Consider the following 25,652-nt stretch of genomic DNA (forward strand, 5'->3'; position numbering starts at 1 on the left):
GCTAATTATTGCAGAACTTCGAGATTGCCGCCATCGATCACGAGCACCTGCCCGGTGATGAAGCCGGCGCGGTCGGAGCAGAGGAAGGCGGCGGCCGCCGCCATGTCCTCTGGCGTGCCCATGCGCGGGATCGGATAGGCGGCCGTGCGCTCGGCGATATGTTCGTCATAGGTCTGGCCCTGCGCCTCGGCGATCTTGGTGAAGACCTGCTTGAACTGCGGAGTCGCGATGGCGCCGGTGCCGAGCGTGTTGACGGTGATGCCCATCGGGCCGAGTTCGGCCGAGATCGTCTTCGACAGCGCGAGCGCACCGACGCGGTAGGTGTTCTGCGCCGCGCGGGCGAGCTTGCGGTGCGGCGCCTTTACCGAATTGGTGCCGATGGTCAGGATGCGGCCCCAGCCACGTGCTTGCATATGCGGGATCACCGCCTGCACCGCCCAGCGGAAGGCCATGACATTGTTGGTGTTCGCGGCGGCGAAGGTGTCGTCGTCGACTTCAAGGAAGCTGCCCTTAGGTCCGGAATCGACGTTGAAGATCAATATGTCGGGCGGGCCGAAAGCCTCGGTCGCGGCCTGTACCGCCTGCCCGATGCCGTCCTTCGTCGTGCAGTCGGCGGAGATGCCGATCGCCTGCCCGCCCGCCGCCCGTACCTCGGCGACGGCGGCGTCGATCGTCGCCTGGGTGCGCGCCGCGACGACGACATAGCAGCCTTCGTGGGCGAATTCGTGCGCGCAACCGAGGCCGATGCCTTTCGAGCCGCCGAAGACGAGCGCGACCTTGCCGGAAATCCCGAGGTCCATCAGGGTGCCTTTCCTTGCTGGAGCTTGAGCCGCTCCTGCAAAATATCGTTGCGGCCGGGCGAGGCGGCGACGGTCGAGCCGCCGTCCATCTTGATCGTCGTGCCGGTGATATAATCGGATTTCGCCGAGGCGAGGAACAGGCAGGCGTGGGCGATGTCGGCGGGGGTTCCGGCGCGCCCGACGGGCACAGTCGCCCCATAAGCGGCGAGCCCTTCGTCGCCGAGCACCGATCGCGCCCGGTCGCTGGCGACGAGGCCGGGGTTGATCGCATTGACGGTGATCCCCTCCCCCACCACATCTCCCGCCGCGGCGCGGATGAAGGCGTCGAGCGCCGCCTTGGCCATGCCATAGGCGGTCATGTTGGGGACGACGTTGAAGGTGCCGTTGACCGAACCGATCGCGATGAAGCGACCGCCGTCCTGCGCTTTGCCCAGATAGGGCCGCGCGGCGTCGAGCAGCCACCAGGCCGCCTTGGCGATGCTGGCGAAGCCCGCTTCGAGCCGTTCGTCGTCGACATGGCCGAGGCCGCCGTGCGGAATGTCGGCGGCGGCGTGCACGATGATGTCGACGCTGCCGAACGCCTGTGCGGTCGCCTCGACGAGTGCGCGGCAATCGGCGTGGCGCGCGATGTCGGCGGCGAAGCATTCGGCGATGCCGCCCGCCTTTTCGATCTCGGCCTTCACATCCTGCGCAGAAGACAGGGTGCGCGCGCCTAGCATGACCTCGGCGCCTGCGGCGGCGAACGCCTTGGCGACGCCGCGCCCAACGCCCTTGCCGCCGCCCGTCACGATCACCGATTTTCCGGCAAAGCTCTCGCTCATGCGCTTACTCCTTTTGCAGGGATGCCGCCGAACTGGCGCGGCGGAAACAGCGGGATGTCCATCTGGGTCAGCACCCCCGCCGGCGCGGCGCAGACGAAGGGCACCGCGTTGACCGCGATCGTCGGCGTCGCCGACGTGCCGCGCGGGCGGTGCAATTCCTCGCTGACCTCGGGCGCCCCTTCGACGAAGATCTTGTGGGTCACCCCGGCGCCTTTCGCGAGCGCCGGCGTTTCCCATTCGGGCGCGGCGGCGTGGTGGAGGCGCAGGATTTTCTCGTAGCGGATCATCGGTCGGCCGAGGCAATGCGCGGTGACGCGCCAGCGGGTCGCGGCGGTCCGCCCGGCGGCGACCTCGCCGAAAGCCGCGGTGTCGATGGGATAGTCGACCGCGATCGAATCCCATTGCTGTTCGATGTGATCGACCGCGAGGCCAAGGAAATCGGCAATGCCCTTGAGCGTCGCGATGTGCCACGACGCGCCGACCTGGCTGGTGAACATCGGCGGCTCGACCGCGGGGTCGCCGTTGAAACCGTACATCAGCAGCGAGTCGGTGCCGCCATAGCCCTGGACGTCGGACATCTCGACGATCCGCACCGCGTCGAGCCGCGCGATGGTCGAGAGGATCGCGAAAAGTTGCTGGCCAAAGGCGAAGCCCGGTTCCTCGCCGGTGAGCAGGAAGCTGCTGCCGCCACGTTCGCACGCCGCGACGATCGGGTCGACATGGCGCGGGTCGCCGTGCGCCGGATATTGCAAGTCGAAGTGCGAGATGCTGACGACGTTGGTGCCGGCGGCGAGGAAGGGCAGGATTTCAGCGGTCGCTTCATCGTCACGACCGACGGTGCTGGAAAAATAGACGAGGCAGTCAGCACCGAGCGCGAGCAGCTCGTCGATGTTGGAGGTCGCAATGACGCCGGTCGGAGCGGTACCCGCGATCTCGCCCGCGTCGCGGCCACGCTTGTCGTCGCCCGAGACATGCAGGCCGACAAGCTCCAGCGCGGGGTCGCCGAGAATCTGGAGCAATCCCTGTTTGCCGAGATAGCCCATGCCCCAGGCGATGACGCGGATCGGCATCGACCTACCCCTCGAACAACGCGCGCAGCCCCGGTGCCGACGGCTTCATCGACGGGGTGCGCGGAAAATCGGGGACGATGCGGAAATGGACGGGGACCTGATAGGCGATGAGCCGATCCTTGAGCCAAGCCTTGAGGTCGTCGGTTGCGGGCGCGGCGGCGCCCTCCTTGAGGATGATCGCGGCGGCGGGAACAGCGCCAAGCCGGTCGTCGGGAACGCCGACGACGGCGGCCTCGCGGACAGCCGGATGGTCGCTCAGCGCGCGGACGATATCGTCGGGGTGGATTTTGAAGCCGCCGCGGATGATCGCATTGTCGGCGCGGCCCTCGATGAAGAGAAAGCCGTCGCTGTCGAGCGCGGCCCGGTCGGTGGTGCGCAGCCATCGCAGGTCGTTGCCGAGCTGCTCGCCTTTGAGTTCGAGCAGGCCTTCGGTGCCGTGCGGCAATTCCGCGCCGCTGTCGGGATCGACGACACGCGCCGCCATATTGGCGTGGACGCGGCCGACCGCGCCGCGCTTTTCGGCCCAGTGGCGGTGGAAATCGTCGATCGTCCAGCCCGCGATCGCACCGGCGAATTCGGTCGCGCCATAATTGCTGCAGATCGGGATGCCGTAGCGCGCGTAAAAGGCGTCGACCAATTCGGGGGCGAGCGGCGCGGTGCCCGAGATCAGCGACTTGAGGCTCGACAGGTCGGCGGGGTCGACATCGGCGTCGAGCAGCATGCGCACCGCCGACGGCACGGCCGACGCCACGGCGGGCCGGTGGCGGCGGACCGCATCGAGCCAGGCCTCGACGCTGAATTTTTCGAGCAGTGCGATCTTGCGCCCCGCCATGAGCGCGCCGATGCAGCCATAGATGCCGCCAATATGGGTCAGCGGGTTGACCACCATCGTGCAGCCCGAACCGAGCCGGGGCGGATCGTCGAAGCTCTTGCCGCGTTCATATTTGGCGAAGCCGCGGAAGCTCGCGTCGAAGGCGTCGCGGCTCAGCGGCACGCGTTTCGGCGTGCCGGTCGTGCCGCTGGTCAGCATCTCGATCGCGACGCCGGGCGAGGTCTGGATCGCGGCGCGGATGTCGCGCTGCACGGCGCGCACGCCTTCGAGGCGCGGGCCGATTTCGATGATCGCCGATCCGGCCCGGGTCAGCGCTTCGGCGAGCCCGGGACGGGCGAGATCGGTGGCATCGGCGATGACCACGGGAAGGCCGAGCGTTTCGACGTCGGCAAAGAGCCTGGCGTCAGGCAGGATCGGATTGAGCGTGACGAGGCAGCGATCGGTCGAGAGCACCGCCGCCGCCGCCGCGACATGGCCGGGACGGTTGCGCAGCATCACGCCGACGCGCGCGTCCTCGGGCAGACCCATCGTATCGAGCGCGTCTTCGATCGCGCGAACATTCTCCGCGATCTGGCGCCAGCTGTAATCGACGCCCTCGAAATCGATCTGGGTGCGATCGGGTTCGAGCGCCATGATCGCGCGCAGTTTGTCGGTCATCAAGGCCATTACAGCGCGAGCCCCCCGCTCGCTTCGATGATCTGGCCGGTGACCCAGCGCGCATCGTCGCCGAGCAGCATCATCACCGCGCCGGCGATGTCCTCGGGCTCGCCGAGGCGGCCCATCGGGGTGTGCTTGGCGGTCGCCTCGTCCCAGCCGGGCTGGTCGCGCAGCGCGGTGATGAAGTCGGTGGCGACCGCGCCGGGGGCGATGCAGTTGCAGGTGATCTGGCGTTTCGCCACCGCGAGCGCGGTCGAGAAGGTCAGGCTTTGCACCGCGCGCTTGGTCATCGCATAACTGGCGGCGAATGGCTGGCCGACCTTGCCCGACATCGACCCGATGTTGACGATGCGACCGCCGTCGCGGAGGCGAGGCAGCGCGGCTTGCGTGACGAAATGCGGACCCTTGACGTTGACCGCGAACAATTCGTCGAACAGGTCTTCGCCGGCGCCCTTGAGCGTCCCGTCGCGGCCGCCGCGCCCGACCCCGGCGTTGTTGATCAGGAAATCGAGATTGGGCGCGCCGCAGAACTGGGCGTCGCAGGCGGTGAACAGCGCCTCGATGCCCGAGAGGGTCGAGACGTCGGCCTGCACCGCAAACGCCTGACCGCCCGCCGCGACGATCTCGGCGGCGAGGGTTTCGGCGGCGTCCTTGCTGCCCGCATAGTTGATCGCGACATGCGCGCCCGCCGCGCCGAGCCGCCGCACGATCGCCGCGCCGATTCCGCGCGAACCGCCGGTGACGAGCGCGGTCTTTCCGGTAAAGTCGCTCATAGGAACAATCCTCCGCTGGCTTCGACGATCTGGCCGGTGACCCAATGCGCTTCGTCGCGGCACAGCATCATCACCGCGCCGGCGATGTCTTCCGGAACACCGAGACGCTTCATCGGGGTGAGCTTCGACGTCGCCTCGGCCCAGCCTGGCTTTTCGGACAGTGTCTTGTTGAATTCGGTATCGACCGCGCCGGGGGCGACGAGGTTGCACGTGATGCCGCGCGGACCGACGACGACCGCGGTCGACATGGTCAGGCTCTGCAACGCGCGCTTGGTCGCGGCATAGGCGGCGAAAGGCGGCAGCGCCGAACGCCCGCCGAGCGAGCCGATGTTGATGATGCGCCCGCCGTCGCGCAGGCGATCGAGGCAGAGCTGGGTGATGAAGTGCGGCGCCTTCTGGTTCACCGCGATCATGCGGTCGAACAACTCCTCGCTGCATTTTTTCAGGCTTCCCGCGTCGCCCTCGCCGCCGACGCCGGCGTTGTTGACGAGGATGTCGAGATTGGGCGCCCCGCCGAACGCGGCGTCGCACGCGGTGAGCATCGATGTAATGCCCGCCATCGTCCCGACGTCGGCCTGGACGGCGAAGGCTTGGCCTCCCGCCGCGACGATTTCGGCGACGAGCGTTTCGGCGGCGTCCTTGCTGCCGGCATAGTTCACCGCGACATGCGCGCCGGCCATGCCGAGTCGGCGCGCGATCGCGGCGCCGATGCCGCGCGATGCGCCGGTGACGAGCGCGGTCTTTCCGCTCAGTTCCGCCATTTCGTCTCTCCCCATGCCGTTCGACGTAATTGACTTAGTTATATATGTCGTGCAAGCCCTGTCACAAAGAAAATGGGAGCGGGCATGTCCGAATTGATCCTGAGCGAGCGCGAAGGTGCGCTGCGTATCCTGACGCTGAACCGGCCCGACCGGCACAATGCGATGGACGACGACATGTCGTCGCTGTTCCAGAAGCTGCTCGGCGAAGCGCTCGATGAAACCGAGTCGAGCGCGATCCTGATCCGCGCCAATGGCAAGAGCTTTTGTTCGGGGCGCGACACCAATGTGCTGGGCCACCGCGCGCGCGACGAGAGCGATTTCCACTTCGTGCGGCGGCATCAGGAGGGGCGGCTGCGGATGCAGGAATCGACCAAGCCGATCATCGCCGCGGTCAAGGGTGGTGCGATCGGCGGCGGGTGCGAACTGGCGCTCGCGGCCGATATCCGGATCAGCGACACTACACTGAAAATGGCACTGCCCGAAATCCTGTACGGCGTTTTGCCCGATACCGGGGGGACGCAGATGATGACCGCGCTGATCGGGCCGTCGCGAACCAAATATATGGTGATGACCGGACAGAAGATCGACGCCGCGACCGCGCTCGAATGGGGCGCGGTCGATTTTGTCGTCGCGCCTGAGGACCTCGACGCGAAAGCGCTGGAGATGGCACGCGATATCGCCGCCAAGCCGCCGATCAACCTCGCGCTGGCGAAGGAGATGATCAATCTGACGCACGGATCGACGATCCGCACCGGCACCCGCGCCGAACTCTACGCGCAAAGCTATTTGTTCAAGACCGAGGATTATCAGGAAGCCCGCGCCGCGATCCGCGAGAAGCGCGCGCCGAGCTACAAGGGGAAATAAGATGGCCCTCCCTTCCCCTCCTCCGCTCGGCGCCAAGGCGCTGCCCGACGGCACTTACGACGGACAGGTGGTCGCGGTCACCGGCGGCGGCACCGGGCTCGGCAAGGGCATGGCGGTCGAATTCGCGCGACTGGGCGCGAAGATCGCGGTGCTGAGCCGCAAACCCGAGCATCTGGAGGCCGGACTCGCCGCGATCCGCGACGTCGGTGGCGACGTGATCGCGGTGGCCTGCGACGTGCGCGATCCCGAGGCGATCGCGGCGGCGTTCGACGAGATCGAGGCGAAGCTGGGGCCGGTCGATGTGCTGATCAACAATGCGGCAGGCAATTTCCCCGCGCCGGCCGAGGAAATGACCCCGAACGGGTTTCGCACCGTCGTCGATATCGTGCTCAACGGGACCTATAATTGCAGCCGCGAATTCGCGATACGGCGGCTGGCGGCTGGACTGCCGGGGGCGATCCTCAACATCGGGGCGACATACAGCTGGACCGGCGGTCCGGGAACGTCGCATTCGGCGGCGGCGAAGGCCGGGGTCACCAACCTGACGCAGAGCCTGGCGGTCGAATGGGCGCCCGACGGCATTCGCGTCAACTGCATCGCGCCGGGGCGCTTCCCGCACGACGATCTGCCCGACCATATGACGCGCCACCGCGTCGGCGAGCGCGGCGACAATACGATTCCGGGGATGCGCGTCGGCGAAGTCCGCGAACTGGGCTGGGCGGCGACTTTCCTCTGCTCGCCCTACGCAACTTACATCAGCGGACATACTTTGGTCGTCGATGCCGCCAACTGGCTGCGCCGGTCGCTGGTGATGCCCGAGTTCGTGCCGATCCGCGAGCAGTTCGGCCAGCGCGCGCGCGCGAGCGGGACGGCTGCGGCGGCGATCGCGAAAACGCGCGGAGACAAGGCATGAGCGCGGCACTGGTCCTGCGCGAGGATGCCGACGGCGTCTGCACGCTGACGCTCAACCGGCCCGACAAGCGCAATGCGATCAACCGTGAGCTGTTTCGCGAGTTCCGCGCGCATATCCGCGATATCGAGGCGGGTGTCGGCGATGCCGGGCTGGTGGTGATCACCGGTGCGGGTGAGCATTTCTGCGCCGGGCACGATTTGAAATCGCCGCCACATGCCGATGCGCTTGGCTGGCTGCGGCAGGAGATGCTGATCGTCGAGCGGCTGACCCAATTGCGCCAGCCGGTGATCGCGAAGATCCGCGGCACCTGCTACACCGGCGGGCTGGAACTCGCGCTTGCCGCCGATTTCATCGTCTGCGGGACGAGCGCGCGCTTTGCCGACACGCATGGCAAATGGGGCCTCGTCCCCGGCTGGGGGCTGTCGCAGCGGCTGCCGCGCCGCGTCGGACAGGCAAAGGCACTCGAGATGATGCTGACGTGCCAGCCCTATTCGGGTGAGGATGCCGCCGCGATAGGGCTCGCCAATACTTGCGTCGCCGATGACGCGCTTGACGCGAAGGTGGCCGAACTGGCCGCGCTGATCCTCGGCAATAGCCGACACAGCAATGCCGAGAACAAAAGGCTGATCTACGACACCGACGGCCTGGCGATCGGGGCGGGCCTCAATCACGAACTGATGCGCAACGCGGGGTTCGACCCGGCGATGCGCAAGAAGGGCGAGCCGATCGCCGCCGCGAAGAAGGCGGTCTGATGGATATCGGCTTCTCCCCCGACGAAACGCGTTTCCGCGAAGAATGTCGCGACTGGCTGCACGCCAATGTGCCCGCCGAACAGCGTCCGCTGCACGCCGCCGACGCGATCGATTTCGACAAGGCGTGGCAGCGGCAATTGTTCGATGCCGGCTGGGCGGGGATCAACTGGCCGACCGAATATGGCGGGCGCGGCCTGTCGATCGTCCAGCAGGTCATCTGGCTCGAGGAATATGCGAAGGCCCATGCGCCGTGGATCGGCGCCAATTTCGTCGGCATCAACCATGGCGGGCCGACGCTGATCATCAACGCAAGCGAAGACCAGAAAGCCTGGCACCTGCCGCGCATCCTGTCGGGCGAGGCGATCTGGTGTCAGGGCTTCTCCGAGCCGGGCGCGGGATCGGACCTTGCCGGGATCAAGACGCGCGGGCGGATCGAGGGCGACGAACTGGTCATCAACGGATCGAAGATCTGGACGAGCTTCGCGCATGTCGCCGACTGGCAGGAATTGGTGCTGCGTACCGAGGACGGGTCGCGGCGGCACGCCGGCCTCAGCTGGGCGATCTGCGACATGCACGCGCCCGGGATCGACGTCCGCCCGATCCGCAAGATGTCGGGGCAGGTCGAGTTCGCGCAGGTCTTCTACGACGATGTTCGTATTCCGCTGGCGAATGTCGTCGGCGGACTCGGCAACGGGTGGAAAGTGGCGATGTCGACGCTGAGCTTCGAACGCGGCACCGGCTTCATCGCCGACCAGGTCAAGCAGAGCCAGGAAATCGCCGACCTGATCGAGGCGGCGCGCGCCAACGGGATGATCAAGGACGACCGTATCGCCCACGAGCTGGCGCAGATGCGCGCCGAGGTCGCGGCGCTGCGCGCGATGACCTATCGTAATATTTCTGAAGTGGTCCGCACCGGACAGCCCGGTCCAGAGGCGTCGCTGATCCGCCTGTTCACCGCCGAACTGGGCCAGCGGCTCGACCGCATGGCGGTGGCGTTGATGGGACCCGAAATGCTCGATTTCCAATATGGCGACGACAATGCGGTCGGCGACTATCTGCGCGGCTTTGCCGGCACGATCGCGGGCGGCAGCGCCCAGATCCAGCGCGACATCATCGGCGAGCGCTTGCTCGGCCTGCCCAAATCGCGATGAGCGCGCAGCGGGCATCGCGCCCCGGCGCAGGCCGGGGCCCAGGAACGAAGGACTCCGCATGGACCTGACCCCGAACGACGATCAGGCCGCCTTTGTGGCGGCAACCACCGACTGGTGCCGCGACGCGATGCCGCTGGAGCAGGCACGCAGCCGGCCCGCCGATATTTGGGCGCAGCTTGAGGCGATGGGACTGCCGCGCATCACGGCGCCGGAGGCCAATGGCGGGCTGGCGCTCGATCACGCGACCGAGGCGCTGGTCTTTGCCGAACTCGGCCGCTTTCTGGCACCAGTAGGCCTCCTGTCCTCGGCGGTCGCGAACCGCTGGTTCGCCGAGCCGTTCGACGGCAAGGTCGCGCTCGCGCTGACCGTCGAGGAACCCGGGCCGATCCGGGTGCTCGACCCGGTGGATTCGGCGGCGGTGCTGATGCTGCAACCCGGATCGGTGCGCGTGTTCGACATCCCCGACAGCTTTACCGACCTGAATAGCGGACAGCGGCACGTCACCGAACACCGGTCTTCACTCGACCCCTCGACGATGCAGAGCTGGCAGGAGTGGACGACGACCGCGGTGTGGACCGAGGACGATGTCCGTCCGCCCCTTCACCTGCAATTGCTCGCCGTCGCCTTCGCGGTCGGCTGCGCCGATGCCGCGCGCGACATGGCCGTCGATTATGCCAAGGTGCGCGAACAGTTCGAGCGCCCGATCGGGTCGTTCCAGGCGATCAAGCATATGTGCGCCGACATGGCGGTACGCGCCGCGGTGGCGCGGTCGCAGCTATACTATGCGGCGTGCGCGCTCGACGAAAATGCTGCGGATGCGGTCTTTCATGTGGCTGCAGCAAAGCGGCTTGCCGATCAGGCGGCGCTCGACAACGGCCGAGCGAATATCCAGGTCCATGGTGGCATCGGCATGACCGACGAGGCGTCCCCGCACCTCTGCCTCAAGCGCGCGCATCTGCTGCAGTTCATCGCGCCCGCCGATGCGGCGCTCTTGCTCGGCTGACGATGTCAGTCGTCGACAATGGCCTGGAACTCGCGCTCCAGCCATTGACGCAGGCGCGGCTCCACGCGGCCGGCGAATTCGGCGAGCGGGAGCTGGTCGCGATAGGCGAAGAAGCCGAGCGAAACCATCATGAAGCGCGCCGCCTTCACATCGGCATCGCCGCCGCCGAACCAGTCTTTGAGCGGCTCGAACACGCGGTCGCGGAGCAGGCGCTGCGCGACCGCGCGCGCCTCGCGGTCGGAGGCGGCGCTGAACATCATCGGCAGCGGGCTGACGCGGTCGTCGTCGTCAGCGAAGCGCGCGACGATCATCTTGCCGAAATTGTCCTTGGGCAGGTCGGTCATCAGCCGCGTATTGAGCGCGGCGTCGAGGGCCGCTTCGAACAATTTGAGCTTGCCGCCGAAATAGCGGCTGACGAGCGACGGGTTGACCCCGGCGCGCGCGGTGATGTCGCGCACGCCCGCTTCGGAAAATCCTTTTTCGGCGAAAATTTGCTGCGCAGCAAAAAGAATCGCCGCTTTTGTGCGATCGGCATCGCGCGTCGGTGCTTCCATCGTCGTCGTCATGACATCTCCCCGTTGACTCGTTATGTAAACCATCGTTTACTTACGTCAATGGGAGAGAGAAAATGACCGAGTCGCAGGCTCCGGCGCGTTCGCCGGTCCATGAATTCGATTATATCGCGGACCCCGGCGTTCTGGCCGATTGTCACGCGCGCTACTGGGATCTGAAGGAGACCGCACCGCCGGTTTTCTGGACGAGCGCGCATGGCGGCCATTGGGTGTGCAACACCGGCGCGTCGGTGCAGCATGTGGTGCGGCATCCCGAGATTTTCTCGAGCCGCTATCTGTCGATCCCGCCCAATCCGAACCAGCCGAAGATGATCCCCGAAATGCTCGATCCGCCCGAGCACCGGCCGTATCGCCAGATGCTGCGGCCCTTTTTCGAATCCAAGGCGATCGAACCGCTCGAGCCGCGCGTGTCGGCGTGGACCGACCAGCTTCTCGACGAAGTGGTCAGCAAGGGCGAATGCGACTTCGTCGAAGCGATCGGGTCGCGGCTGCCCGTCGCGGTGTTCATGGAATTGTTCGGATTTCCGATGGAGAAGTTCGAGGAATTTCGCGGACTCGTCACCGGTTTTTTCCACTCGCAGGCCAGCAACGAAGTACGCAACAACCTCGCGCAGGCGATTGTCGGTCATCTCGCCGAACTGATCCAGCAGCGCATGGCCGAGCCGCGCGACGACATGATCTCCAAGATCGTCGCGAGCGAGGTCGACGGGCGCAAGGTGAATTTCGAGGAGCTGATGTCGATCGGGTTCCTGATGTTCCTCGCCGGACTCGACACCGTCACCAATGCGATGAGCTTCGGCATGCGCCACCTCGCGCATGACGAGAAGCTGCGCCAGCGCGCGATCGACGACCCGGCGGTGATCCCCGACATGGTCGAGGAATTGCTGCGCCGCTACGCCTTCGTCGCGACGCCGCGTTATATCGTCGAGGACACGATGCTGGAGGGCGCGCAGCTGCGTGCCGGCGACTGCATCCTCGCGCCGCTGCCGCTCGTCGGCTGGGACGAAGGGCTGACCGAGGACCCGAAGACGGTGTCGGTCGAGCGCCAATTCTATCGGCACGCGGCGTTCGGGTCGGGAATCCACACCTGCCTCGGGCTGCACCTCGCGCGGATGGAACTGATCGTCTTCTACCGCGCCTGGTTCGCGCGCGTCGGCCATTTCCGGCAGGTCGCAAAAGGCGACGAGACGTGCCGTGGCGGTAGCGTGATGGCGCTCGAACATCTGCATCTGGCGTGGGGGTGAGCAAGATGGATCAGGCCCTGCACATGCTGATGGTGCCCGCGGGCGACATGGCGACGCTGCGTACCTTCTATCTGGACGGCCTCGGCTGGCAGCCATGGGGTCCCGACAGTCCTGGTTCGCTGATGCTGCGTGCCGGGACGGCGGTGATCGTCTTCGTTCCGCGCGACTATCTGGCGGCCGAAAGCGGCATCGATCTCGCCGCAGCGCCGCGCGCGGTCAACGCGACCTTCGTCGAGACCAAGGCCGACGTCGACACGCAGTTCGCCAGAGCAATCGCCGCCGGCGCCACCGTTACCAGTCCGATCCGCGACCGCGATGGCGGCCTCTATTCGGGCTATTTCGCCGACCCCGAGGGCAATGGCTGGGAAATCGTCTGGAGCCCGGTGATGCGTCCGGGCGCCGATGGCGGACTCGTCCTCGCCACGCCCGAAACCCACTGAACAACCGAGAAGAGGATATCATCATGGCCAGCGCAGCACCCGCAGTTCACCTGCATCTGGGGCACGAACAACGCAGCAGCGGCAGCGGCGGGACGCACCCGCATCTGCATCCCGTTACACAAGTGACGCAAGCCGATATCCCGCTCGCCGGTGCGAAGGAGGTCGAGGAAGCGGTCGCCAAGGCAGAGGCGGTGCGCGAGTCCTGGCGCCGCACGGCGCCCGAGACGCGGCGCGACATCTTGAACCGGTTGGCCGACCTGCTCGAGGCGAACAAGGCCGAGCTGGCGCGCATGGCGGCGCTCGACGGCGGCACGACGCTGATGGTCGGCGAGCGCGGAGTCGATACCGCGGTCGGCTGGACGCGCTATTACGCCGGCTGGTGCGACAAGATGTCGGGCGAACTGATCAGCACCTTCGATACGCGCGGCGAACTGAGCTATACGGTGCCCGAACCGATCGGCATCGTCGGGATCATCATCACCTGGAACGGCCCGCTGATCTCGCTCGGCATGAAGGTCGTGGCGGCGCTGGCGGCGGGCAATTGCGTGATCTGCAAGCCCGCCGAAATCACCCCCTTCGCCCCTGAGTTGTTTGCACGGCTCTGTGCTGAAGCGGGGGTTCCCGACGGCGTGCTGTCGATCTTTCCCGGCACCGCCGAGGCGGGCGATGCGATCGTGCGGCACAAGAAGATCCGCAAGATCAGCTTCACCGGCGGGCCGATCACCGCGCGCAAGATCCTCATCGCCTGCGCCGAGGAGATCAAGCCGTCGGTGATGGAACTCGGCGGCAAGTCGGCGAGCCTCGTCTTCCCCGATTGCGATGTGCAGGCGGCGGCCGAGCGCGCGGTGTTCTGGACCGTCGGCTGCCTGTCGGGACAGGGCTGCGCCCTCCCCACGCGCCAGGTCGTCCACGCCGACATCTATGACGATTTTGTCGCGCGGGTTAAGGCGATCATCGGCCAGTTCAAGGTCGGCGATCCGATGGACCCGACGGTGATGGTCGGACCCGTCATCAACAAGGCCGCGGTCGATCGCATCACCGGCATGTTCGACCGCGCCAAGGCCGATGGCGCCGCGACCTTCCTGCTTGGCGGCGGACGCTGCGGCGGCGACCTCGCCCAAGGGAACTTCATCGAGCCGACGCTGATCGTCGATGCCGATCCAGACCATGAGATCAGCCAGGTCGAGATTTTCGGTCCGGCGGTGGTGGTGATGAAATTCCACACCGAGGATGAGGCCGTCGCGATCGCCAACAACAGCGAATATGGCCTCGCCGCGATGATCCAGTCGAACGATCTGCAGCGCGTCCACCGCCTGTCGGAGCGGCTCAATGCCGGCGGCGTCTATGTCAACGGCGGGTTCCAGATCAATCCCTACACGCCATTTGGCGGGGTCGGCATTTCGGGCTTTGGCAAGGAAGGCGGCAAGGCGGGGATCGACGAATTCCTCCACTACAAGACCGTCACCATCGGTGTCGGCGCGCCGATCTTTCCGAAGCAGGAGGCGTGACCATGGCCGATTTCACCAACGACCAGTTCCGGCTCGACGGCAAGGTGGCGATCGTCACCGGCGCCGGCGGGCGCGGGAACAGCATCGGGCGCGCTTATGCAGTGGGCCTCGCCAACGCGGGGGCTAGCGTTGTCGTCGCCGACCTCAACAAGGGAGGCGCCGAGCGCGTCGCGGGCGAGATCGAAGCGGCAGGCGGCAAGGCGCTGGCAGTGGAAGTCGATATCGCCGACGAGGCGTCGGTCGCGGCAATGATGGAGGCGACCGCCGCTGCGTTCGGCGGGCTCGATATCCTCGTCAACAATGCGGCGCTGATGGTCGAGGCGGTCGGTACGCCGGCGATTCAGACGAGCATCGCCGATTTCGACAAATTGATGCGCGTCAATCTGACCGGTGCCTTGATCTGTTCGAAGGCCGCTGTGCCGTTGTTCCAGGCGCGCGGCGGCGGCAAGATCGTCAACCAGCTGTCGGCGGGCGGCTTCCCCGCGCAGACCACCTACGGGATCAGCAAGGTGGCGTTGCTCGGACTGACGACGACACTGGCGACCGAACTCGGGCGGATGAACGTCAACGTCAACGCTATCGCGCCGGGGATGACGATGTCCGACGCGGGCAAGGCACTGACCCCCGAGGAAAGTCCGTTCGTTCAGGCGGCGATGGCGCGCGTGGTCAAGCAGCCGCGGGGGCTGCCGGAGGATCTGGTTGGGGCGCTGTTGTTGCTGTGCTCGTCCGCGGGCGACTGGATCACCGGTCAGGCGCTCAACGTCGATGGCGGGTTCATCATGCGCAATTAGGCTGGGCCGCCTCGATCCAGCGATTGCGAACATGAGTGGCCATCGCGACGGCATAACGTTCGGCGGTCGGGGTGGGGTAAAGCCGGGCGCGGCGGGCGATGACGATCTGCGCCGACCAGTCGGCGATTTCGGGGATGGCAAGCGTGAGGAGCCGCCCGGCGTCGATATGCTCGGCGATGGCCGCTGAAATCGCGAGCAATACGGCGTCGCTGCGCGCGGTCAGTTCGACCAGCGTCGATACTTGTTCGCAATACACGCTGCCAGCCTCTGGGCGGCTCGACTGGCGCACGGCCGGCCCCGCATCGAGCGGCACCATCGGCAGATTGGGCGACGCGCGCGGATATGCGGCGATGTCGGCAACCGAAAGTCGCTTGCGGTCGAGCAGTTCATGCCCCGGGCGTACATGATAACCGATCGGCGTCGTGCCAATCGGTTCGACCGCGATGCTCGGGTGATCGCGCGCCGCGCGGCCGTCGGCGACGAAGAAGTCGAGATCATCGGACAGCAGGCGGCTGACCAGCCGTTCGACCGGCAGGATATGCACCTGAACCTCGACCGCCTGCGACGGTTGCCACACGGCCTGGAGATAATCGGTGAGAAGGCCGGCGAACATCGGGCCGAGGCCGATGCGCACGCGCCCCGTTTCGCCGCGCGACAGCCGCTGCGCATGCGCCTTCAGCCCTTCCGCCTGCCCAAGCAGCGAGCGCGCTTCTTCGACCACCGCCGAACCCGCCGCCGTGGTGACGACGCCCGTTGCAATGCGTTCGAACAGTTTTAGCCCCAATTCGTCTTCGAGACTCTGGATGCTGCGGCTGAGCGCGGGTTGCGACAAGTGCAGCCGCGCGGCGGCGGCGGTGAAATTGCCCCAGTCGGCCAAAAACACGGCGTGGCGAAGTCTTCGCAAATTCATGGCCAATCATGCAGTTTATGCATTAAAAATGCAATATCTATGCATTGGATTTATTACCTGCGTTATGGGATGGATTGCCGCATCACAGGGGAGAATATCGATGCAGCCGCAACATTGGATCTTCATATTGATCGCCGCGATATTGGCGATCGAACTGGCCACGGGCCGTCACAAGGGCGTCCATCGCAAGCATGATTTCTTCATCATCGGCTCGGTAATTCTCGGCTCGCAGGTGACGCGCATCGGAATGGCGTGGCTGACGGCATGGATCGTCGGCCTGTTGCTGCCGACGGGCAAAGGCGCGCTTGCCGACGTGCCAATCTGGTCGGGGTTCGTGGGCCTGCTGCTTGTCGCCGAGTTCGGCCAATATTGGATCCACCGTTCGGCGCATGATACGATCAACCACCCGTGGCTCCACGGCATGCACCGCACCCATCACAGCGCGCCCTATGTCAATGTCACCTTGATGTGGCGTACCAATCTGGTCTGGCCGCTGGTTCACGCTTATACTTGGGTGGCGGCGCTGGGATTTTACCTCGGCATGACCGGTGCGACGACGATATTCTACATCACCATCATGGCCTGGAACGCGATCACCCACAGCGACTGGCGCTGGGACGACGTGATCGCGCGAAAGGTGCCGGGTGGCGCGCGTTTCGTCCGTGCCTTCGAATGGGTGTTCGTGACCCCGCGCATCCACCACACGCATCATGGTTATGGCAAAGACGGCAAGGCCTATCGCAACTTCTGCACGATGCTCAGCTTTTATGATCGGATGTTCGGGACGCTGCATGTGCCCGAAGGGCGCCCGTGGCGTTACGGCCTGCCCGGCGGCGAGCATGACTGGTGGCGGCAATTGCTCTTCCCGCTCGTCCCGCTCGGCGAGTCCAGGAAGCGCTAGCCGGTTTCGCGCAACTGGTGCTTCAACACCTTACCCGAGGCGTTGCGCGGCAGTTCGTCAAAGATGCTCAGCCGTTCAGGCGTTTTCTGTTTCGCGATGCCCGACGAAAAGAAATGGTCGCGCACCTCATCGAGCGTCAGCGACCCACCCGGCGCGAGCACGACGCAGGCGCGCACAACCTCGCCCATTCGTTCGTCCTTCGCCGCGACGACCGCGGCATCGAGCACCGCCGGATGCGCCAACAGCACCGCCTCGACCTCTTTCGACGAGATATTCTCGCCGCCGCGGATGATGATGTCCTTCTTGCGGTCGGTGATTAGGAGATAGCCGCCCTCGTCGAGGCGGCCGATATCGCCGGTGCGGTACCAGCCGCCGGGGAGGAAGGCCGCTTCGTTGAGCACGGGGTCTAGATAACCCAGGAAGAGTTCTGGACCGCGTGTGCAGATTTCACCGTCCTCGCCCGGCGCGACGTCGTGACCGTCGTCATCGACGAACCGCATTTCCGATCCTGCGATCGCCCGGCCCTCGGTATGGAGTTGCTTGTCGAGCGGGTCGTCGAGGACGCCCGAGGTGACGGTCGGATGCTCGCTCGATCCGTAGCAATGATAGACGGCCAGGCGCTGCGCCTGACAGCGCTTGATCAACGAGGGCGGAACGGGTGCGGCACCGACGAGATACTGGCGCAGCGAGGTCAGGTCATAGCCATGAGTGTCGGCGGCGGCGAGCATGCCCGACAGATGGAAGGGTGTGCCCGACGAGGACGTCACCTTGTGGCGGTCGATCAGTTGCGCCGCAAGGGTCGCATCCCACTGGTCCATCAGGATCAGCGGCGTGCCCTGACACAGGAAACGGTACATCGACAGCGCGCCCGCGACATGGCCGGGCGGCCAGGGCGAGATCACCGCATCATCGTCGCCGCCGACCCGCATCGCGCGCATCGTTTCCAATTCAGCGAGGAAACCGCGCGCGCTGTGCATCACGCCCTTGGGATCGGCGGTGGTGCCCGAGGTATAGACGAGCAGCGCGAGATCGTTCGCATCGACCGGCACCGGATCGGCAATCGGGCCGTGGGCTTCCAGCGCAGCGAAGTCGGGGCCGATGGCGATATGACGTTCGAGCGCGGGGAGGTCGCCGCAGTCGGCTACCACCTGCGCATAATCGACATTTCGGAAGCGGTCGGGCGTGAACAGCCATTTCGCGCCCGACTGGCGCAGGATGAAGCCGAGTTCCTTCGCGCCATAGATGGTGACGACCGGCAGCATCACGCCGCCCGCCTGCGCGGAGGCGACCGCGACAACGAGCCATTCGCGCCAGTTGGCGAGCATGCAGGCGACAATATCGCCGCGGCCGACGCCCGCCGCTGTCATTCGTGTTCCCATGCGGCGTCCCGCCGCGACGACGTCACCCAGCGTGGTGGTGCAGGGCAGCCTGTCAGACGCGACGGCCAGCGCCGCGCCGGGCGCCCGCGCCGCGGCGGCGGTCATCGCCTCGATGAAATTCGAACTCATCCGTGCAGGGAGTCGACGGTCCGCTCGCCCTCGCCGCGCGCCGCCCAGGTGTCGTTGGCGTTGCGCAGGTGGAGCCGCCAGTGCGCGACGGCACCCTCAACGTCGCCGGCCTCGATCATCGTGACCAGTTTCTCGAAAGATTTGAACCCCGCGCGCAGGCTCTTGTACTTGTCCTCGGTCGTGCGAGGGTGGCGGCGCTGATAGTCATTCTGATGATGGCGCCCCAGGTTGAGCAGCATGCGGTTCATCAAGCTCAACGTCTTGTTTCCCGTTGCCTCGACCAGCGTCTGGTGGAAAATCGACACATTGTCGACAAATTCGGCATAGCCTTCATTCTTGAGCATGTCCTCAAGCTCGGAAAGCGCTCGCCGTAGCCTTGCGAAGCCGGGCGTCTGGCCCTTCGAGGTCGCGAGCCAGCGCACGACGGTCGGCTCGATCGCGAGCCGCGCGGCATAGAGATCGGCGATCGTCGTCCCCTCGGCCTCAAGCAGGTAGCCGGCGTAACGCGACACGAGTTCGACCGACGGCTGGTGCACCCGCGCACCGCTGCGCGAACCGCGAACGACGCTGATCAGATTTTCGGCCTCGAGGATACGGAAGGCTTCGCGCAGGGTCGGGCGCGATATGCCGAGGGTGGCCATCAACGTGCCTTCGGGTGGCAGCGAGTCGCCTTCTTTCAGCTCACCGCGGACGATCTGGGCCCTGATCTGGTCGGCGACCAGTTCCGACGTCTTCGGAACCCGGATGCGCGAATTGCCACTATCCATCTGCAAAATTCCTGCCCCCTGACCCGGTCATTCTATAAGGATGCGTTACTCTAACTGCGTCTTTAGTGGCTTTGGCGCCAGCCCGCAATGTTGCTGCCATTTCCTCCATTTAGGCGCCGAAAGACAATCCTTCGTTGAGCGTCCATTTGCCGTTTTGCCCGCGTACCCAGCCCGACGATGCCCAGGTGCCGCCATCGACGGGCAGCAGGACACCGCTGATATAGCTCGCCATCGCGCTCGACAGGAAGACCGCGGCATCACCGCACTCCATGTCGACACCCTCGCGCCCGAGCGGGATGAGGCGGTTCATCGCATCGACGGCCTCGTCGCTATGCTGTTTCCATGTCGCCGGATCGACCGGGCCGGCGCGATTGCCCTGATTGCCCGGGGTGATCGTGTGGTCGGGGGCAATGCAGTTGACGCGGATGCCATGGCCCGAGAGTTCGACCGCCATCGATTTGGTGAAGCTGAGCATGCCCGCCTTGCACGCGGCATAGACGGCGAAGTTCGGCGCGGCGCGGCTCGCCTCGATGCTCGCGACGTTGACGATCGATCCGCCGCGCCCGCCCGCGACCATATGCTGCGCCGCGGCTTGGGTGGCGATCAGCATCGACATCAGGTTGATGTCGACATGTTTGCGCATGCTGCGCTCGCTCTGTTCGAGGAACGGACGCGCCGAGACGCCGCCGGCGTTGTTGGCGAGGATGTCGAGCCGGCCATATTCGGCGGCGGCGCGGTCGACGGCGGCGCGGAGCGCGGCGCTGTCCATGACGTCGCCGGGGATCGCCAGCGCCTTGCGCCCCGCTTCGCGGACCCGCTCGGCCGCCTCTTCGGCGCGTTCGGGAAAGATGTCGAAGATCGCGATGTCGGCGCCCGCTTCGGCGAGGCGGATTGCGATGGCACGGCCGATGCCGCCGCCGCCGCCGGTGACGAACGCCGCCTGCCCGTCGAGGCGGATGCGGTCAGTCATCGAGGGTGATGCCCATGACCGCGCCGGTGACATAGGCGGCGTAATCGCTGGCGAGATAGGCCGCGAGCTTTCCGAGCGTGTCGCCGGTCTCGCGCGTGAGGATGCTGTTCACGCGGATACCGTCGCGCGCCCATTCGACGCCAAACGTCTTGGTGAGGTTGCCGAGCGCACCTGCGGCGGCGGCTTGGTCGGCGCCAAGCGCCTGTTCGGGGGCGCCGATGAACAGCACCGCCCCGCCCTGCCCGCGAGCGCGGCAGGCCTCGGCAAAATCCTTAGCGCCGAGGAAGCGGCGGTCGAGCCCGGCGTCGAGGCTAGCGCGCCATTCGGCATGGGTGAGGTCCTGCGCCAGCTTTGTCGCGGGCGGCGGCGCGATATGAACCCAGATATCATGGTCGCCGTCGCTCACCAGCGTCGCGCCCGCCGCTTGGAAGGCCGCAATGATCGCCGGGCTATCGCCCTCGATCCGTGCGCGTTTGCCCGCCAGCCAACCGCTCATTTCCACCCGCGTCATTTCCACCCCCAAGGCCCGTCGGCGCGTTCGCGCGGCGGCACGAAGTCGGGCATCATCAGCGACCGGCGCAAGCTTTCGCCGCCGTCCTGCACGATCACCTGCCCGGTCATGTCGCCAAACAGGGGTGTGCAGGTCATCGCCGAAAGCCAGCCGAATTCCCAGATGCTGCCGGTGCGCCCCGCGGGGATCATATTCTGAAGCGGCTCGATGCCGCCTTCGCGGTTTCCGGCGGTCGAGTTCGCGTGCGGGAAAAACCCCGCGGCGATCGCGTTGACCCGGATGCCATAGGGCGCCCAGTCGGCGGCGAGTTTGCGGGTCATTGTCGCCTGCGCGGTCTTGGCGGCAGCGCTGTGCGCATCGCCGGGAAAGCCGGTCCAGATATATTGGGCACTGTTGTTGACGATCGCCCCGCCCTGCCCCGCGGCGATGCGGCGGCGAGCAAATTCGGTCGAACAAAGGAAGGTGCCGTCGATCGCGATCCGGGTGACGGCATTCCATGCGTTGGGCGAGATATCCTCGGCGAGCACCGGGAAATTGGCGCCGGCGTTGTTGGCGAGCAGGCTGATCGGACCGAGCGCCTCTTCGGCCTCATCGAATGCCGCGGCGACGGCTTCAGGGAGCCGCACGTCGCAGCTCATCGCGTGGGTGCGCACGCCGAGCGCCGCGATTTCCGTCGCACCTTCCCGCGCGCGTTCGATGCTGCGGCCCATGACCGCGACATTGGCGCCGCCCTGTGCAAAGGCCTTGGCCATCGCGAGCCCCATGCCCGATCCGCCGCCGGTGACGAGCACCGTCTGACCCGCGAAGATATCCGCCGGATAGGGCGGTTCGTCGAACGGCGGCGGGGCCGCCACGATATGATGTGCTGGAACCGGCAATTTTCTCTCCCTTAGCGTAGGGTTGCGCCTCAGCCACGTGCGTGTCAAGACATACATAACTAGGTTATATAGGAGAGGATTATGGAGATAATCGCGGAAGGCCTCGCCTTTCCCGAAGGCCCCGTGGTGATGGCCGACGGATCGGTGATCGTCGTCGAACTCGCAGGCGGGCGGATCACGCGCTGCTGGAACGGCCGGACCGAGACGGTCTGCGACATCGGTGGCGGCCCGAACGGCGCGGCGATCGGGCCCGACGGAGCGCTCTATGTCTGCAACAGCGGCGGCCTCGATCTGGCGAAATTGCAGAATGCGCGCGGGCCGGGGCATGAGGGGCGGCTCGAGCGCGTCGACCTCGACACCGGCAAGGTCGAACGCCTCTATGAAAGTTGCGACGGGATCGCACTCGAAGCGCCGAACGACATCGTTTTCGATGCCGAGGGGCGGATGTGGTTCACCGACCTCGGCAAGACCCACGACGGCATCCGCACCGCGAGCGGGCTGTTCAGCGCCCTGCCCGGCGGGTCCGCGGTCACCGCGATCCATCGCCATGCGGTGTCGTATAACGGCGTCGGCCTGTCGCCCGATGGTCTTCACGTCTATGTCGCCGACACGCACCAGGCGCGGCTGTGGCGCTATGACCGCAAGGTCGAGGCGCAGCGCCCGACGTGGGTCGCGACCGCACCCGGGCCGGTCGGGTTCGACAGCCTCGCGGTGACGGCGGCGGGCAATATCTGCGTCGCGACGCTGTATGACGGCGGCATTTCGACGATCACCCCCGACGGCATGGTGTCGAAGTTCGCGATCGCGGGCGAACCCTATGTCACCAACATCGCCTTTGGCGGCGACGATATGCGCGATGCCTATATCACGCTGTCGACCAGCGGACGGTTGGTGAGAACGCGCTGGGAAGAGCCGGGACTGGAGTTGCAGTATAATGGCTGATCTCGCCGGTGATCGCGACGCGATCCGCGACCTGCTCGCGCGCTACACCTACAATGGCGACCGCGGGCGGCTGAACGAGATGACGGCGTGTTTCGCAGCCGACGGCGTGCTCGAATATCTCGGCAAGGCACCCCAAGGGCCGGCGGCGATCGCGGCGGCGCTGGCATCGGGGACGCGCGATGCGCGGCTGACCTTCATCCGCCACCATATCACCAACCCGCTGATCGCGGTCGACGGCGATCACGCGACCGCGCGCAGCTATTTCACGGTGCACAGCAATTTCGGACCCGATCATAGCGGCACTTATGACGACACGATGACACGGACCGCCGACGGCTGGCGCTTTGCGCATCGGCGGGTGCGGATCGACTGGCAGGCCGAAGGGTCGCTGTTCGACCCGATGACGTCGCGCTGAACCCCAATCGAATTCAACACAGCCGCCTTTGGCATATTGACACATTAGTGTCATTTTGACATCAAAGTGCCATGTCAGAACGTTTCACCGATTTCGAACGATTCGCCGATGAGGTCGCGCGGCTGCGCGGGCGGATGCGGGCGCTTTTTGCCGACACGCGCGCCGAGAGCGGGTTGCCCGAGATGGAGCTGATGGTGCTGACCGCGGTGGTGAACGCCGCGGCGCCGCCCACGGTCGCACAGATCGGGCGCAGCCTCGGCCATCCGCGCCAGGTGGTGCAACGCGCGGCGAACCGGCTCGCCGAGCTGGGCCTGGCGGCCTTTGCCGACAATCCGGAGCATAAGCGTGCGTCGCTGATCGTTGCGACCGAGGCGGGGCGGGCCTTGAAGGCGGCCGATCATGAACGCGCGCAGGTGGCGACACGCGCGGTGATGGCGCGGGTCGGCGGCAGCGCCTTCGCCGACGCCGCGACGCGGATGCACGCGATCCGCACCGAAATCGAAGCCTATTTGCGGGAGCGCGAGCGATGAGCGACGATGTGACGGCGCTGGCCGATCCTGTGCGGCTGACCGCATGGCTCGACGCCAATATTCCGGCGCTCGGCAACGGGCCACTGGTGACGCACAAGATTCATGGCGGGACGTCGAACGTCATCCTGTCCCTGAACCGCGGCGGCGACACGCTGATCCTGCGCCGCCCGCCAGCGGTGCCGCCGCCGGGGAGCGCGAAGAGCGTGCTGCGCGAGGCGCGGGTACTCACCGCATTGAACGGCACCGCCGTCCCCCACCCCGTCTGCCACGGCAGCTGCGCCGACGCCGATGTCATCGGCGCGCCCTTCTATGTCATGGACCTGGTCGAGGGCTGGCCCGCCGACCTTACCGACGGACGCATCCACGACCGCCCACCCTTCGACACGGCGCCGCATGCGCGCGAGGTGCCCTTCGCGATGGTCGACGGGCTGATCGCGCTCGCCAACGTCGATTACAAGGCGGTGGGGCTCGAAGATTTCGGACGCCCCGACAACTTCCTCGAACGGCAGGTCGACCGGTGGGAAGGCCAGATCAAAAGCTATAAGCAGCTCTATGATTTCGAATGGCGCGAGCTGCCCGGTTTTGCGCTGGCGCGCGACTGGCTGCGCGCGAACAAGCCCGCGGATTTCCGGCCCGGCATCATCCATGGCGATGTCGGAACCCCCAACGCCCTCTTCGCCTTCGACCCGCCGTGCCGGCTGACCGCGTTGATCGACTGGGAGCTGTCGACGATCGCCGATCCGCTGCTCGACCTCGCCTGGTTCTGCAACGGCATCCGCGACGATCGTTTCCCCGGCCATGTCCCCGAAAAGGCGCTGTACAATGTCATGGACTGGCCGACGCGGCAGGAACTGATGGCGCATTATGCCGCGGGCACCGGGCGCAGCATGGCGAGCTTCGATTATTATCTGATCCTCGCGATGTTCAAGGGTGGCTGCATCCTCGAATATAAGGTCGCGCAGGCGGCCAAGGGCATTCTCAGCGCCGAGACCGGGCGTTTCTTCGACCGGCTGGTCCGCGGCAATTTCGCCGAGGCCGAAAAACTCATCCGCCTGATCGGCTAACCAAGGACGACAACATGATCGATTTCCGTATCGAACCCGAATTGCAGGCCAAGCTCGACTGGATGGCGAAATTCGTCCGTGACGAATGCGAGGCGATGGACCTGCTCTTCCCCGGCCATGGCGCGCCCTATGACGTCGCGAACACGGAATCGCGGGCCTATATGAAGCCGCTGCAGGACCAGGTGAAGGCACAGGGCCTGTGGGGCTGCCATCTCGGCACCGAGCTTGGCGGCCCTGGCTTTGGCCAGCTCACCCTCGCGCTGATGAACGAGATTCTCGGGCGGAGTTACTGGGCACCGACGGTGTTCGGCACCGCCGCGCCCGACACCGGCAACAGCGAGATCCTCGCGATGTTCGGGACCGCGGGACAGAAGGCAACCTACCTTCAGCCGCTGATGGACGGCACGATCGTCTCGACCTTTTCGATGACCGAGCCGCAGGCGGGCGCCGACCCCAAGGAATTCACCTGTCGCGCGTGGCAGGAAGGGAATGAATGGGTGATCGAGGGCGAGAAATGGTTCTCGTCGAACGCGCGCTTCGCCGCCTTCCTGATCGTGATGGTCGTGACCAACCCCGAAAGCCCGCCCCACGAGCGGATGTCGATGCTGATCGTCCCCACCGACACGCCGGGGGTCGAGTTCATCCGCCATTCGCAGACGATGGGCGACAGCAAGGGCGAGGACGACGGCACCCACGCCTATATCCGCTACAACAAGGTGCGCGTGCCGCTCGACGCAATGCTCGGCGGGCCGGGCGAAGGCTTCAAGGTCGCGCAGGCGCGGCTCGGCGGCGGGCGCGTCCATCATGCGATGCGCACCGTCGGCAAATGCCAGCGCGCGATCGACATGATGCTCGAACGCGCGGTGTCGCGCCGCACGCAGGGCAAGCAGCTCAGCGAGCATCAGTTCGTCCAGGGGGCGATCGCCGATTCGATCATCGAACTCGAACAATTCCGCCTGCTGGTGCTCAAGACCGCGTGGATCATCGACGAGGTCGAGGCCGGCCGCATGCCGCACGGCGCGTCGCGCACGCACATCGCGATGTGCAAGGTGCAGATGGCGAAGGTCTATCACGACATCATCCAGCGTGCGATCCAGCTCCACGGCAGCCTTGGCATGACGCTCGAACTGCCGCTCGCCGACATGTGGATGGGCCTGCCGAGCATGGCGCTGGCCGACGGACCGACCGAAGTGCACAAGGTGCAGGTCGCCAAGGCTTATCTGCGGAACGCCACGCCGGCGGCGGGGCTGTTTCCGAGCGAGCATATCCCGACCCGGCTGGCGGCGATCCGGGCGCGCTAAACG

General features: G+C 66.1%; 28 protein-coding genes. 15 read left to right on the forward strand and 13 right to left on the reverse strand.

The features are described 5' to 3' along the window. Nucleotides 1-5: 5 nt before the first annotated feature. The 6 genes from ASD67_RS12175 to ASD67_RS12200 are packed head-to-tail and all read right to left on the reverse strand — an operon-like array spanning nucleotide 6 to nucleotide 5,714. Nucleotides 6-800, reverse strand: a complete 795-nt coding sequence (locus ASD67_RS12175; RefSeq protein WP_056347538.1) for an SDR family oxidoreductase — start codon at nucleotides 798-800, stop codon at nucleotides 6-8. After that, on the reverse strand, nucleotides 800-1,621 hold the full coding sequence (locus ASD67_RS12180; RefSeq protein WP_056347540.1) for an SDR family NAD(P)-dependent oxidoreductase: 822 nt from the start codon (nucleotides 1,619-1,621) through the stop codon (nucleotides 800-802). Before ASD67_RS12180 ends, ASD67_RS12175 begins: the two co-directional genes overlap by 1 nt. Beyond that, a complete protein-coding gene (locus tag ASD67_RS23340; protein WP_056347542.1) occupies nucleotides 1,618-2,691 on the reverse strand; it encodes a hypothetical protein in 1,074 nt (357 codons plus the stop codon). Before ASD67_RS23340 ends, ASD67_RS12180 begins: the two co-directional genes overlap by 4 nt. A gap of 4 nt (nucleotides 2,692-2,695) precedes the next feature. After that, a complete protein-coding gene (locus ASD67_RS12190) occupies nucleotides 2,696-4,180 on the reverse strand; it encodes a class I adenylate-forming enzyme family protein (protein WP_056348476.1) in 1,485 nt (494 codons plus the stop codon). 8 nt (nucleotides 4,181-4,188) lie between these two features. Further along, nucleotides 4,189-4,953: an SDR family NAD(P)-dependent oxidoreductase gene (locus ASD67_RS12195; protein ID WP_056347545.1), complete on the reverse strand. Its 765-nt coding sequence runs from the start codon at nucleotides 4,951-4,953 to the stop codon at nucleotides 4,189-4,191. Beyond that, nucleotides 4,950-5,714, reverse strand: coding sequence for an SDR family NAD(P)-dependent oxidoreductase (locus tag ASD67_RS12200; protein WP_056347547.1), 765 nt, complete (start codon nucleotides 5,712-5,714; stop codon nucleotides 4,950-4,952). The genes ASD67_RS12195 and ASD67_RS12200 overlap by 4 nt, the downstream gene beginning before the upstream one ends. 84 nt (nucleotides 5,715-5,798) lie before the next feature. Between ASD67_RS12200 and ASD67_RS12205 the strand changes: the two genes are divergently transcribed. From ASD67_RS12205 to ASD67_RS12225, 5 genes are read left to right on the forward strand one after another with little or no spacing between them, the layout of a single operon-like run. After that, nucleotides 5,799-6,578 (forward strand): enoyl-CoA hydratase/isomerase family protein, encoded by a 780-nt coding sequence (locus ASD67_RS12205; protein ID WP_056347549.1) that lies wholly within the window; start codon nucleotides 5,799-5,801, stop codon nucleotides 6,576-6,578. Between the two features lies 1 nt (nucleotide 6,579). Continuing rightward, nucleotides 6,580-7,491, forward strand: coding sequence for an SDR family oxidoreductase (locus ASD67_RS12210; protein ID WP_056347551.1), 912 nt, complete (start codon nucleotides 6,580-6,582; stop codon nucleotides 7,489-7,491). Next, the gene (locus ASD67_RS12215; RefSeq protein ID WP_056347553.1) at nucleotides 7,488-8,243 is read left to right on the forward strand and encodes an enoyl-CoA hydratase/isomerase family protein; all 756 of its coding nucleotides are present in this window, start codon (nucleotides 7,488-7,490) and stop codon (nucleotides 8,241-8,243) included. Before ASD67_RS12210 ends, ASD67_RS12215 begins: the two co-directional genes overlap by 4 nt. After that, on the forward strand, nucleotides 8,243-9,394 hold the full coding sequence (locus ASD67_RS12220) for an acyl-CoA dehydrogenase family protein (RefSeq protein ID WP_056347555.1): 1,152 nt from the start codon (nucleotides 8,243-8,245) through the stop codon (nucleotides 9,392-9,394). The genes ASD67_RS12215 and ASD67_RS12220 overlap by 1 nt, the downstream gene beginning before the upstream one ends. Before the next feature lie 58 nt (nucleotides 9,395-9,452). Next, on the forward strand, nucleotides 9,453-10,397 hold the full coding sequence (locus tag ASD67_RS12225; RefSeq protein ID WP_056347557.1) for an acyl-CoA dehydrogenase family protein: 945 nt from the start codon (nucleotides 9,453-9,455) through the stop codon (nucleotides 10,395-10,397). 5 nt (nucleotides 10,398-10,402) lie between these two features. Here ASD67_RS12225 and ASD67_RS12230 read toward each other — a convergent pair whose 3' ends face one another. Next, nucleotides 10,403-10,963 carry a TetR/AcrR family transcriptional regulator gene (locus ASD67_RS12230; protein WP_056347559.1) on the reverse strand — a complete coding sequence of 187 codons (561 nt, stop codon included), beginning with the start codon at nucleotides 10,961-10,963 and terminating at the stop codon, nucleotides 10,403-10,405. A 62-nt stretch (nucleotides 10,964-11,025) separates the two neighbouring features. On the opposite strand from ASD67_RS12230, the gene ASD67_RS12235 reads away from it, so the two are divergent. From ASD67_RS12235 to ASD67_RS12250, 4 genes are read left to right on the forward strand one after another with little or no spacing between them, the layout of a single operon-like run. Continuing rightward, the gene (locus tag ASD67_RS12235; RefSeq protein ID WP_056347561.1) at nucleotides 11,026-12,213 is read left to right on the forward strand and encodes a cytochrome P450; all 1,188 of its coding nucleotides are present in this window, start codon (nucleotides 11,026-11,028) and stop codon (nucleotides 12,211-12,213) included. A 5-nt stretch (nucleotides 12,214-12,218) separates the two neighbouring features. Further along, nucleotides 12,219-12,653 carry a VOC family protein gene (locus ASD67_RS12240; protein ID WP_156377696.1) on the forward strand — a complete coding sequence of 145 codons (435 nt, stop codon included), beginning with the start codon at nucleotides 12,219-12,221 and terminating at the stop codon, nucleotides 12,651-12,653. A 23-nt stretch (nucleotides 12,654-12,676) separates the two neighbouring features. Continuing rightward, the gene (locus ASD67_RS12245) at nucleotides 12,677-14,161 is read left to right on the forward strand and encodes an aldehyde dehydrogenase family protein (RefSeq protein ID WP_056347565.1); all 1,485 of its coding nucleotides are present in this window, start codon (nucleotides 12,677-12,679) and stop codon (nucleotides 14,159-14,161) included. 2 nt (nucleotides 14,162-14,163) lie between these two features. Continuing rightward, nucleotides 14,164-14,952, forward strand: a complete 789-nt coding sequence (locus ASD67_RS12250) for an SDR family oxidoreductase (protein WP_056347567.1) — start codon at nucleotides 14,164-14,166, stop codon at nucleotides 14,950-14,952. On the opposite strand, the gene ASD67_RS12255 is transcribed toward ASD67_RS12250, so the two are convergent. Then, complete coding sequence (locus ASD67_RS12255; RefSeq protein ID WP_082545038.1) at nucleotides 14,939-15,862, reverse strand: LysR family transcriptional regulator; 924 nt, start codon at nucleotides 15,860-15,862, stop codon at nucleotides 14,939-14,941. The two genes, ASD67_RS12250 and ASD67_RS12255, sit on opposite strands and share 14 nt — an antisense overlap. Before the next feature lie 100 nt (nucleotides 15,863-15,962). Here ASD67_RS12255 and ASD67_RS12260 point away from each other — a divergent pair, with 100 nt between their 5' ends. Next, nucleotides 15,963-16,763 carry a sterol desaturase family protein gene (locus ASD67_RS12260; protein ID WP_056347571.1) on the forward strand — a complete coding sequence of 267 codons (801 nt, stop codon included), beginning with the start codon at nucleotides 15,963-15,965 and terminating at the stop codon, nucleotides 16,761-16,763. On the opposite strand, the gene ASD67_RS12265 is transcribed toward ASD67_RS12260, so the two are convergent. The 5 genes from ASD67_RS12265 to ASD67_RS12285 all read right to left on the reverse strand — a co-directional run bounded on the left by ASD67_RS12265 (nucleotide 16,760) and on the right by ASD67_RS12285 (nucleotide 21,397). Continuing rightward, a complete protein-coding gene (locus ASD67_RS12265; protein WP_056347573.1) occupies nucleotides 16,760-18,271 on the reverse strand; it encodes an AMP-binding protein in 1,512 nt (503 codons plus the stop codon). The two genes, ASD67_RS12260 and ASD67_RS12265, sit on opposite strands and share 4 nt — an antisense overlap. After that, nucleotides 18,268-19,038: a FadR/GntR family transcriptional regulator gene (locus ASD67_RS12270; RefSeq protein WP_056347574.1), complete on the reverse strand. Its 771-nt coding sequence runs from the start codon at nucleotides 19,036-19,038 to the stop codon at nucleotides 18,268-18,270. The genes ASD67_RS12265 and ASD67_RS12270 overlap by 4 nt, the downstream gene beginning before the upstream one ends. 109 nt (nucleotides 19,039-19,147) lie before the next feature. Then, on the reverse strand, nucleotides 19,148-20,008 hold the full coding sequence (locus ASD67_RS12275; protein ID WP_056347576.1) for an SDR family NAD(P)-dependent oxidoreductase: 861 nt from the start codon (nucleotides 20,006-20,008) through the stop codon (nucleotides 19,148-19,150). Continuing rightward, a complete protein-coding gene (locus ASD67_RS12280; protein WP_156377697.1) occupies nucleotides 20,001-20,519 on the reverse strand; it encodes a hypothetical protein in 519 nt (172 codons plus the stop codon). The genes ASD67_RS12275 and ASD67_RS12280 overlap by 8 nt, the downstream gene beginning before the upstream one ends. Continuing rightward, entirely contained in the window at nucleotides 20,516-21,397 is an 882-nt protein-coding gene (locus ASD67_RS12285; protein WP_056347581.1) for an SDR family oxidoreductase, read from the reverse strand. Before ASD67_RS12285 ends, ASD67_RS12280 begins: the two co-directional genes overlap by 4 nt. Nucleotides 21,398-21,478: 81 nt before the next feature. On the opposite strand from ASD67_RS12285, the gene ASD67_RS12290 reads away from it, so the two are divergent. The 5 genes from ASD67_RS12290 to ASD67_RS12310 all read left to right on the forward strand — a co-directional run bounded on the left by ASD67_RS12290 (nucleotide 21,479) and on the right by ASD67_RS12310 (nucleotide 25,649). After that, nucleotides 21,479-22,339, forward strand: coding sequence for an SMP-30/gluconolactonase/LRE family protein (locus tag ASD67_RS12290; RefSeq protein WP_056347584.1), 861 nt, complete (start codon nucleotides 21,479-21,481; stop codon nucleotides 22,337-22,339). Further along, nucleotides 22,332-22,754 carry a nuclear transport factor 2 family protein gene (locus ASD67_RS12295; RefSeq protein ID WP_056347586.1) on the forward strand — a complete coding sequence of 141 codons (423 nt, stop codon included), beginning with the start codon at nucleotides 22,332-22,334 and terminating at the stop codon, nucleotides 22,752-22,754. The genes ASD67_RS12290 and ASD67_RS12295 overlap by 8 nt, the downstream gene beginning before the upstream one ends. 71 nt (nucleotides 22,755-22,825) lie before the next feature. After that, nucleotides 22,826-23,284, forward strand: coding sequence for a MarR family winged helix-turn-helix transcriptional regulator (locus tag ASD67_RS12300; RefSeq protein WP_056347589.1), 459 nt, complete (start codon nucleotides 22,826-22,828; stop codon nucleotides 23,282-23,284). Next, nucleotides 23,281-24,348 carry a phosphotransferase family protein gene (locus tag ASD67_RS12305; RefSeq protein ID WP_056347591.1) on the forward strand — a complete coding sequence of 356 codons (1,068 nt, stop codon included), beginning with the start codon at nucleotides 23,281-23,283 and terminating at the stop codon, nucleotides 24,346-24,348. The genes ASD67_RS12300 and ASD67_RS12305 overlap by 4 nt, the downstream gene beginning before the upstream one ends. Before the next feature lie 14 nt (nucleotides 24,349-24,362). Further along, a complete protein-coding gene (locus tag ASD67_RS12310; protein ID WP_056347593.1) occupies nucleotides 24,363-25,649 on the forward strand; it encodes an acyl-CoA dehydrogenase family protein in 1,287 nt (428 codons plus the stop codon). The last annotated feature ends 3 nt before the right edge of the window (nucleotides 25,650-25,652 follow it).

The sequence above is a fragment of the Sphingopyxis sp. Root1497 genome, from assembly GCF_001427085.1.
Lineage (GTDB): Bacteria > Pseudomonadota > Alphaproteobacteria > Sphingomonadales > Sphingomonadaceae > Sphingopyxis.